This is a genomic window from Desulfovibrio sp. OH1186_COT-070, assembly GCF_003860215.1.
In the GTDB taxonomy this organism is placed as follows: domain Bacteria; phylum Desulfobacterota; class Desulfovibrionia; order Desulfovibrionales; family Desulfovibrionaceae; genus Desulfovibrio.
In genome coordinates this window covers 1-9419 of the sequence record NZ_RQYH01000048.1, presented here as the reverse complement: position 1 = coordinate 9419, position 9419 = coordinate 1, and the positions used below count along the sequence as shown (strand labels likewise).

Annotated in this window: 9 protein-coding genes; 8 read left to right on the top strand and 1 reads right to left on the bottom strand. The window is 60.3% G+C overall.

Annotation, left to right across the window (positions count from 1 at the left end; all coding sequences use genetic code 11):
• Nucleotides 1-160 precede the first annotated feature (160 nt).
• The 7 genes from EII23_RS11155 to EII23_RS11125 all read left to right on the top strand — a co-directional run bounded on the left by EII23_RS11155 (nucleotide 161) and on the right by EII23_RS11125 (nucleotide 5373).
• Nucleotides 161-886, top strand: a complete 726-nt coding sequence (locus EII23_RS11155; RefSeq protein WP_124793442.1) for a methyltransferase — start codon at nucleotides 161-163, stop codon at nucleotides 884-886.
• A gap of 75 nt (nucleotides 887-961) precedes the next feature.
• Nucleotides 962-1378 carry a nickel-responsive transcriptional regulator NikR gene (gene nikR / locus EII23_RS11150; protein ID WP_124793440.1) on the top strand — a complete coding sequence of 139 codons (417 nt, stop codon included), beginning with the start codon at nucleotides 962-964 and terminating at the stop codon, nucleotides 1376-1378.
• Complete coding sequence (gene folE2, locus EII23_RS11145; RefSeq protein WP_124793441.1) at nucleotides 1378-2163, top strand: GTP cyclohydrolase FolE2; 786 nt, start codon at nucleotides 1378-1380, stop codon at nucleotides 2161-2163. The genes nikR and folE2 overlap by 1 nt, the downstream gene beginning before the upstream one ends.
• A 77-nt stretch (nucleotides 2164-2240) precedes the next feature.
• Nucleotides 2241-2603, top strand: coding sequence for a flagellar basal body rod C-terminal domain-containing protein (locus EII23_RS11140; protein WP_124793439.1), 363 nt, complete (start codon nucleotides 2241-2243; stop codon nucleotides 2601-2603).
• An 88-nt stretch (nucleotides 2604-2691) separates the two neighbouring features.
• A complete protein-coding gene (locus EII23_RS11135; RefSeq protein WP_124793438.1) occupies nucleotides 2692-3666 on the top strand; it encodes an NlpC/P60 family protein in 975 nt (324 codons plus the stop codon).
• A 200-nt stretch (nucleotides 3667-3866) separates the two neighbouring features.
• A complete protein-coding gene (gene gluQRS / locus EII23_RS11130; RefSeq protein WP_124793437.1) occupies nucleotides 3867-4853 on the top strand; it encodes a tRNA glutamyl-Q(34) synthetase GluQRS in 987 nt (328 codons plus the stop codon).
• 145 nt (nucleotides 4854-4998) lie between these two features.
• Nucleotides 4999-5373, top strand: a complete 375-nt coding sequence (locus tag EII23_RS11125) for a hypothetical protein (RefSeq protein WP_124793436.1) — start codon at nucleotides 4999-5001, stop codon at nucleotides 5371-5373.
• 108 nt (nucleotides 5374-5481) lie between these two features.
• On the opposite strand, the gene EII23_RS11120 is transcribed toward EII23_RS11125, so the two are convergent.
• Nucleotides 5482-6054 (bottom strand): helix-turn-helix transcriptional regulator, encoded by a 573-nt coding sequence (locus tag EII23_RS11120; protein WP_185702380.1) that lies wholly within the window; start codon nucleotides 6052-6054, stop codon nucleotides 5482-5484.
• Nucleotides 6055-6156: 102 nt separating this feature from the next.
• Between EII23_RS11120 and EII23_RS11115 the strand changes: the two genes are divergently transcribed.
• Nucleotides 6157-9419 (top strand): autotransporter outer membrane beta-barrel domain-containing protein (locus tag EII23_RS11115; RefSeq protein ID WP_148091255.1); only part of this gene is annotated, 3263 nt, incomplete at its 3' end.

Here is a 9419-nt window from a genome sequence, read left to right as displayed (position 1 = left end):
AAAAGTTTTTGCCCCACAAAAGTCCACAGCGCGAAACCTCCTTATGAACCAACCCCACCCCTCATGTCAATCGGTTTCTTGCCCAAAATCAAAAACTCACCTGACAATCACAAAAAAACGCGCCCTGTACAGCCGCCTGCCATTGCGGTATCCTCCCGCCATGAATGTGCCCTGCCCATCCTGTCCCCCCTGCCGCGATGCCGCCACACGCCATCCCCACCATGAAGCGGCGCTGCACGTCCGCGCGGCCGGGAGGCTCTGGCATATGGAGCGAGCCGCAAACCTCGAACAACTCTGGCAGGAGATGGGCGAGGACGACTTTCACGACGAAAGGCTGCCCTACTGGACGGAGATCTGGCCGTCCAGCATTGCCCTGTGCTCCTGGCTCGCCCGCCGCAGGCGGGAGATTTCCGGGCGGATCTGCCTTGACCTCGGCTGCGGCTTGGGCTTGTGCGCGCTGACGGGCGTATGGCTGGGGGCGCGCGTACTGGCGGCGGATTATGAACCGGAAGCCCTGCGTTTTGCCAGGCGCAATGCCCACCACAATGCTGCGGGCCAACCGTTATGGACAGTCATGGACTGGCGGCACCCGGCTGTCAAGCCGGGCAGCATTTTTCGCCTCTGGGGCGGCGACATCATGTATGAAGAGCGCTTCGTCCCTCCTGTAACGTGCTTTCTGGGGCACGCCCTGGCCCCGGACGGCGCAGCATGGATTGCCGAGCCGGGCCGCAGCATATACGGAACATTTCTGCGGTCGCTGCGCGAGAGTGGCTGGCGCACTGAGAGCGTGCATACAGAAGAAGTCCCGCCTGTTTGCGCCCAGCCGGTGCCCGTAACCGTCACGGTGTGGGAAATACGGCGCGGCGCATCGGCCGGGCAGGCATGACCGGCGGAACTGGCAAAAACCGTGGAGGGGGCGCGCACAGCACTTCCCCCGCAAAAAAATGCCACAGGATTTTTTATGGGAAAGCTTGTACGTTTTGGCGTTTCCTTGAGCGAAGACCTGCTGGAGCCCTTTGACAACCTGTGCAGGCACAAGAGCTATTCCAACCGCTCCGAGGCCATACGGGATCTCATCCGCAAGGCCCTGATCGAGGAAAGATGGCAGAGCGACGCCAGCGGCGCGGGTACGCTCACGCTGGTGTACGATCACCACAAGCACGACCTTGCGCGACGCCTCATGGCCATCCAGCACGATGCGCACGATCTCATCGTCACCACGCTGCACGTTCATCTGGACCATCACAACTGCCTTGAAGTGCTTGTGCTCAAGGGAGAGCCGCAGCGCATACGCGCCCTGGCCGACAGGCTCATCTCCTGCCGCGGCGTCAAGCACGGCACGTTCACTACCACCACCACGGGGCAGGATCTGGCATGATGGAAGACGTGCAGAGCCATAGCCCCCGGATCGCCATGCCCATAGACCGGGTGGGCATCAGGGAACTCCGGCTGCCCCTGCGTGTGCGTGACAGAAGTCAGGGAGCCCAGCAGACTGTGGCCAGCGTGGACCTTGGGGTGGACCTGCCCTCGGCGTTCAAGGGAACGCACATGAGCCGCTTTGTGGAAGCCCTGCAACACTGGAACGACGAAATTTCCTACCAGTCCATACGGCGGCTGCTCCTGACCATCAAGGAGAAGCTCGGAGCGCAAAAGGCATATGCCCGCTTCAGCTTTGCCTATTTCATCACCAAACCGGCTCCGGCATCCTCCATCCCCGCGCCCATGAGCTACCAGTGCTGCATTACGGCAGAACTGGACGACGAGGGGCAGTCCTTTCTGCTGGGCGTTGATGTGCCCGTCATGACAGTATGCCCCTGCTCCAAGGCCATTAGCCGGGAAGGGGCGCACAGCCAGCGGGCGCTGGTGCGCATGCGCATGCGCATGCGCACGTTTTCCTGGCTGGAAGATTTTATTGACATGGCGGAAAGATCCGGATCTTCAGCGCTCTATACCCTGCTCAAACGCGAAGACGAGAAATTTGTTACGGAGCAGGCCTTTGCCCACCCGCTCTTTGTGGAGGATGTGGTGCGGAACGTCGCGCACAAGCTGTCGGAGCACGCCCAGGTAGAATGGTTTCGGGTGGAGGTGGAAAGCATGGAGTCTATCCACAACCACAATGCCTTTGCCTGCATTGAGCGTACCTTGCGGACAGGAACGGCCTGAATTGAAAAGATTTTTCGCAGGCCAAATTTTTTTTGCAATTCCCTTTTTCCTGTGCTAACGTCTTTCAGGCTATTTTTATGAGCGGAACCATATCCAGCACTCTGCACCTCGGCGCAACGGCCATGAACGTCCACGCAAGGGCGCAGGCCGTCAGCGCGCACAATATAGCCAATATCAGCACCAACGGCTATATTCCCCAACGTGCGCGCTTCAGCCTTGATCCGTCTGTGCCTGCCGTCCTGCGGCAGGAAGATCCGCCTGTGGCCGGGGCCGTTTTTGATGTTACCAGCCGTGTGGCGCGCGATATACGGCCAAGCGGCACTGATCTTGCCACGGAAATACCGAGGATGATCTCCAACCAGCATGCCTACAAGGCCAACGCGCAAGTGGTGCGTACTGCCGACGCCATGCTGGGAGTTCTGCTGGACACAAGAGCATGACGTTTACCGCCAGCGCGGGGTGTGCGGTTTTGGCCGCCTTGAGCAGCCTGCCGACCCTGCGGTACATGGCGTCCCCAACGGAGCAAGGATGGGCAATCTTCTGAAGTTGTGTTTACTGGCGGTTCTCTGTGTGCAGGTTTGCGGTTGTACCGCCGCGCGCAGGCAGAGCGAGGATACCAGCGCCCGTGCGGACAACGGCATGTACGCATACAGGAACAGCAAAGCCGACTACGCAAAACGCTTCCGGAGCTCCTACGAAGCTTCTTTTGACAAAAAACAGCAGCAGGGCAGCCAGCAGCTTTTGCGCAAGGCCCGTTCCGCCATCGGCACCCCCTATGTGCCCGGCGGCAAGGCTCCGGGCGGGTTCGACTGCTCCGGGCTTGTGTGCTGGGCCTATGACAGTGTGGGGGTGAAGCTGCCCCGCACGGCGCGGGAGCAGTCTGTTGTTGGCCAGCGCATCAGCAGCGTGGAAGACATGCGCGCCGGAGATATTGTGGCTTTTCGCCATCCGCGCCGGGGATACCATACGGGCATCTATGTGGGTGACGGCCAGTTCATCCACAGCCCGCGCAAGCGCAGTTCTGTACGCGTCAACTCCCTGAATGATCCGTATTTCAAAGACACGTTCCTGGGCGCGCGCCGGGTCAACCTGCACGGCAACGAAGACCTTGTGGCGCAGGCAGAAAGCCGCCTCACCGACTTCCGGGCGGAAAAGGCCGCCCGCGAGCTTTCGCGCGACCGCAAGGCGTCCTCCCGCAACTCTGCAAAAAACAAACAGAAAAAATCCTCCCACGTGGCGGACAAAAAACAGAAGAAAAAGTCCGCCCATGTGGCGGAAAACAAAAAGTCGCGCTCTCCCCTTGTCGCCGATGCGCGCAAGCCTGAAAAGCAGAAAAAACAGGCTGACAACACAAAGAGCCGTCAGGCCGACAACCAAAAGAAAAACTCCCAACAGAAAGACAAAAAAACCGACAAGAAGGCCGACAAAAAGGCTTCGGCCCCCAAGGTGGCGGCCAAAACAGACAGTCGGAAAAAACCTTCCCCCAAAAACAAAAATTCCTGACGTAACGTGGCTGCGCACGCCGCAGCACGCGAAACACCTGTTGCAGGATTTTACACCGAGGCGGCCTGCCCGCGAGCATTGGCGGCCAACAGGCTGCACGGCAGACACAATGCCCAGCATTCGCGAAAAGCGCATGGCAAATTGCTCTCGCCGCTAGCCCTTGGGGCGACACAAACTCACACAGCATTCACGAGAAACGCATGCCCGGTGAAATTCGTGGCAGGCTGGCCCCCAGCCCCACCGGCCGCCTCCATCTGGGAAACGCTTGGGCCTTTTTGCTGGCATGGCTGTCGGCACGAGCCTGTGGCGGCACGCTTGTTTTGCGGCTGGAAGACATTGACCCCGAACGTTCCAAAGACCACTACGCCCAGGCAATTATTGAAGACCTTGCCTGGCTTGGCCTGGACTGGGATGCGGGCGTCGGCGTTTGCTCTGCCGACGAGCGCGGGCCGTACCGGCAGAGCGAGCGCGGCCATGTGTATGCCGCCATTCTGGATCGGCTTGCCCGGCAGGGGCTGACCTATCCCTGCTTCTGCTCCCGCAGGGAACTGCGCCTTTTGGCCGCGGCTCCGCACATTGATGACGTGGGAGCGCCCTACCCCGGCACATGCCGCCATTTGTCCGCAGGGCAGCGCGAGGAACGCCTGGCGCAGGGGCGGCCCGCCTGCCTGCGCCTGCGCTGTCCTCCTTTTCCCATAGCCTTTGCCGATGCCGTGCAGGGGCCGCAGAATTTTCTGCCGGAGCACTATGGAGGCGATTTTGCCCTGCGCCGCTCCGACGGCGTGATTGCCTATCAATTGGCGGTGGCGGTGGACGATGCGCTGATGGGCATCACCCAGGTCGTCCGGGGACGGGACATCCTGCCCTCCACGCCGCGCCAGATTGCCCTTTTGGAAATTTTGGGCTACCCTCCCCCCCAATATGTGCACTTCCCCCTGCTGCTGGATGCAGAGGGGCAGCGCTTGGCCAAAAGGCACCACAGCCTCACACTGCACGCGCTGCGGAACATGGGAGTTCCCCCCCGCCGCCTGATCGGTTTTTTGGGGTACAAGGCGGGTTTTCAGGACACAGTTCAAGAGGTCAGCCCCGCAGAACTGCTACCCGCTTTTGATCTGGCGCGCCTGCCCAGGCACGATGTGCGCATTGACGAAAACGATATGCGCCACCTCACGCACGGCGGCATGTAGACGGGGTGAAAAGCGGCTCCGGTGCTGCCGAAAAAACAGACTGTCCCTGTCGCCCCCTTTCGGCACGATAGCGCACAGGCACGCAAAAGCGCATCAGGGGGGCCGCCTTGCCCGCGCGAAAAGCTTCAGACACAAAGGAACCTCCATGAACAGCCTGGATCAGACTTTTTTGGACAAGGTTTTTCCCACAGAAAGAACTGACGCTTTTTTTGACGCCCTGTTCGGGGGCGCGGAAGAAGGCGCGTACGACATTCGCCTTGTCTGCCGCCATGTTTCTCCCCGGGAGGCGCGCCTGGACTTCGAGTTGCGCCAGCGCCCCGGGAAATGCCTGGCATGCAACCTGACATACGGCCTGCCCCAGGTCTTTGCGCGCCACCCGGTGCTCAATGTGGCAGGGATTGTCAGGGAAGTGGCCGCAAAACTCGGCTGGGAAGCCGACAAAACCACCTGGCGGCTCGGCCGCACGGAAGAGCAAACCCAGGAGGTGCACCTCCTTCCGCTATTTCTGGAGCAGGCGTGAACTGAAGCCGTTTGTGCCATTCCCTCCACGCTTCCGCATGGGGCGTGCCTCCGCGCCCCGGCTAACGTGCCGCACCCGCCATCCCCTCTGACGTGAATGACCATCGCGTTAACCGTAAGGCCCATTCCCGCCCGAGCCGGACCCGTACACACCGCGCGCAGTGCCCGAAAACAGGGCCAGATGCGCAAAAAAATCTCCCACTTCAACGCCGGTGGCAGCCGCAAGGGCGAGGGCCGACATGACGCCCGGCTCCTGCCTGCCCCTTTCTACCGTATTGACATTGCGCAGATTGTAGCCTGCGCGCCTGGCCATGGCGGTTTGCGACATCCCGGCTGCCTGCCGGGCCTGAACCAACAGCGGCCCGAAAAAACTCCTCATACCTTCCGCAGCTTCCGGCTTCTGGTACGCCACGTCCACGCTGCCCGGCAATACTGACGGGGCAGTATCGCTTTTTTCCGTTGCCTCAACGCAAAGCAGGCGAAAAAACTCTCCGGGATCAGCGCCTATGGCTTCCAGCATGCGCAGAGCAAGTTCCACGCCGGGCTGGCGCAAACCTCCCTCAATGCGCTGGATATTACGCGTGTGGTAGTCCAGACGTTTGGCTAACATCCATTGCGAAATTTCCCGTTGCTGGCGTTCGCGCCGGAACGCCGCTCCGAAGGGGCATACGGAACCTTCCATCGTACAAGAATTCCCTGAAACAGCGCCCATTCGCTAGTAGTATATTGACCGGCGTCCAATTTTACATAATTGTGGTCGCAAGATTTTTTTGAGGAGGTCTATATGCAGTTCAGTCAAGCCGCTCTGGGCATGCTTGTGCAGCGGTACCGGGCGGTTCTGAAAAAATGCCGCGTACTCAACGCGCTCGGCGGCATGCTGCTCGGCGCAACCTTGCTTGGCGGCACGGCTTTGGCCGCTGGGCCCGCTACTATTGACACTCCGCAACAGGTGGCGGACGGCGTTGAGGAAGAATACACCACCATTGATGTGGAAAATGGCGGTACGCTGAACATTGCGCGGCAGGGAAAGGTGACCGGAACAACTGTGACCGTGAAGGCTGGCGGTGCGCTGCACTCGGCGAAAAATCTGCACATCGGCACGCCGGGAGTGGGCAGTCCCGGGACAGGTTTGCTGGCGACAGACACTCTCATCATTGACGGCGGCACGGTGACAGGCTCACATCTGGGTTTTCTGGAGCCCGACGCTGCTCTGACCATCACAAATAAAGGCTCTCTGACGGGTCTGGAAACTCTGGAACTGCATCAGGGCACAATCACTCTTGGCGGCGGAGAAGAGTGGAGTAGACTCTCTGTGGAGAATCTGACCGTAGCGAAAGACGGCATCGTTGATACTGGGGCCGCCAATGGAAAAATCTTTGTTGACGCCAATGGGCAGCTTGTAGTCCGTGATATGCTGAAGCTTACCGACGGCGATGTGAATATGGCCCTGGGAGTGGACAGGATGCTTGATGTCGGCGGGATTACACTGGATACGGACACAAATACCTATACGCACACGGGAAAATCGAACGTACAATTCAGTGGTGTACAGCAGGGCACTTTTTTCAACGGCGAAATGATAGAAGTGAAAGCGGGCGCGGTAGCCTTCAATGACAAGGGCTCGGGGCTTACGCAAACGGCCGATGCGGAAGTCAAGGCTTCCAGCACTGGATCGGGGCCCGGTCATTTCAGGGTGGAAAGCGGAACATGGGTTATCGAAAAACTGACCCAAACAGGCGATGGCCTTGTGCTGGTGGGCGACCCTCAGGCGAATGCTCCCGCCAGACTGGTGGTCAATGATGCGGTGGCTTCCCAAGCTGTTGGCGTATGCCCTGACCCCAATGACTCTGCCCATACCAATAGCAAAGGTATTGTCATAAACGAAAGTGGCACACTGGGAGTACAGTATAGCGCGGTGGTTGACAGTTCTGGAACCTCTCCCGTGCGCAAGTCCACTGTGGCAGAAATTCTGGTACTGGCTGGCGGAACTCTAGATCTTGTGGGCAGCGCACCTTTGAGCTTGAGCACCCTCACCACACTAAAGAACAGTCTTTTGGCGGGTGACAGCAAGGGAACCATTGCCGGTGTTACAGTCAGTGATATGGAGAACAAGAAATTGCATGAGCTTTCCGACGCCAGTGTCGCCCTGCCTGACGCTGTTGTGGAAAGTGACGGAACTGCTATTTCCCAGGGCGTTGCCGTGAGCGGTATCACAGGCTCGGCAACAACCACAGTGCAGGACGGAGCGGGCCTGACCCTCACCGGCAATACGTCAAACTTTTCCGAGGCCGGTATTGCTCTGAATGACGCGCTCCTGCAGTTGGGCAGTGCCGCTGCGGCCAATGCCACCGCACGTACGCTGGAGGGCGGCATCACCATGCAGGGAGCCGTTGCGAGCAGCAACACCCTCACCGTCACTTCCGGCAGCCATATCAGCCATACCATCAACGGCGGCATCAGAGCCGCTGGAGACGGCACCAACACAATCAGCCTGCAGGGAGGCAGCCATACCATCAACGGCGGTATCACAACTGCGGGTACCAGCAAAAATACCGTCAATGTGCAGGGCGGCAGCCACACGGTCAACGACGGTATCAACGCCTCCGCAGCAGGCACAAGCACCACCATCAACGTGATCAATGACGCCACGCTCACGGTCAAGGGCGGCATCACCGGCAATGCCAACACGCACATCACCGTGGGCAATGAGGAGAGCAAGGGCACCATCATTGCCTTGGGGCTGGACATGAAGGGCGGCCGTATTGATTTTGACCCGCCCTTTGTGGCGGACGGCGACACGTCCAACGCGTCCATGGGCGGCCTGACCTTTGCTTCCGACTCTGTGAACGCCCTCATGAACGTGGGGCAGAACAGCATGGTCTCGTTGGGCAGCACCGATGCCGGATGGCTGCGGAACGAAGTGGCAAACTACCAAAATCTCGGGCACGGTTTCTGGGGCAAGGACGTTACCGCGGCTCTGGCCCTGCGCGCTCCCCAGACCCTGGATGCCGCAGGCGGCATCAATGTGGACGGAACCTGGACGAATCCCGGTGCTCCGGCCACTGCCGACACCGCAAAATTTGCCGCCAAATCCCTGCTGGTGGTGGACGCCGCAGGTATAGGCGACAATGTGGCCCTGACAGGCGATAGCGGAGGCACCAGCACCCTCACCGTGGACGCCGGAGCCAAGCTGCACATCGTGGGCGGCAAAGACAATGCCACAGTGCACATCACCGACGGTTTTGGCGCCTCCACCAAGGCTGCCGACAGTTGGACAGACGATAGCCTGACCACCAGTTCTGCCCTGCTTTCCGCCACAGGCGGCACGTTTGCTGCGGCCACCGGTACGTACAGCGTGACCCTGAAGGCCAATGCCGCCGCAAGCCGCTTCCCCCGCCTGTCTCACGAAATGGGAACGCTGGTGGACACTATGGTGGCGCAGCCGGGCATCAATCCCGATTCGGACAATGCGGGCGTGCGCTTTGTTTCCCGCGCGGTGAGCGACAATTACATCGGTCGGCAGGATCGCGACAAGGCCGCGGCCACCATCGAGGGTGCAGCCCAGATCGCCCCGGTGGGCGCGGTGCAGGCCAGCACCATGAACGTGGCCAACGTGGCTTCGGGCGCGGCGCTGAACCGTACATCCCTGGGCCGGCCGCGCGTGGGCAGGCAGCACGCCGTGGCTCTGCGGCGGGATGCCGAAGGCGTGAGCCTTTCCGGCATGAGCGCGGGCGACGGCATGAAAAACGGCCTGGGCCTGTGGCTCATGCCCCTCTACCAGACCAACCACGTCTGGGGCATGGAGTCCGGCAACTTTGAGGGCGGATACCACAGCAGCCTGGGCGGAATTGCCTTTGGCGCGGACTATACTGTCAACGACATGTTCCGCTTTGGCGCTGCCTTCAACATCGGCGCGGGCTATGCCCAGTCCAGCGGGGACTTCAACAGTACGGACAACCGCTTCAACTTCTGGGGCGTGAGCCTCTACGGCGGCTGGGTATACAACAACTTCGGCCTCACCGCCGATGTGGGCTATACCAGCAACTA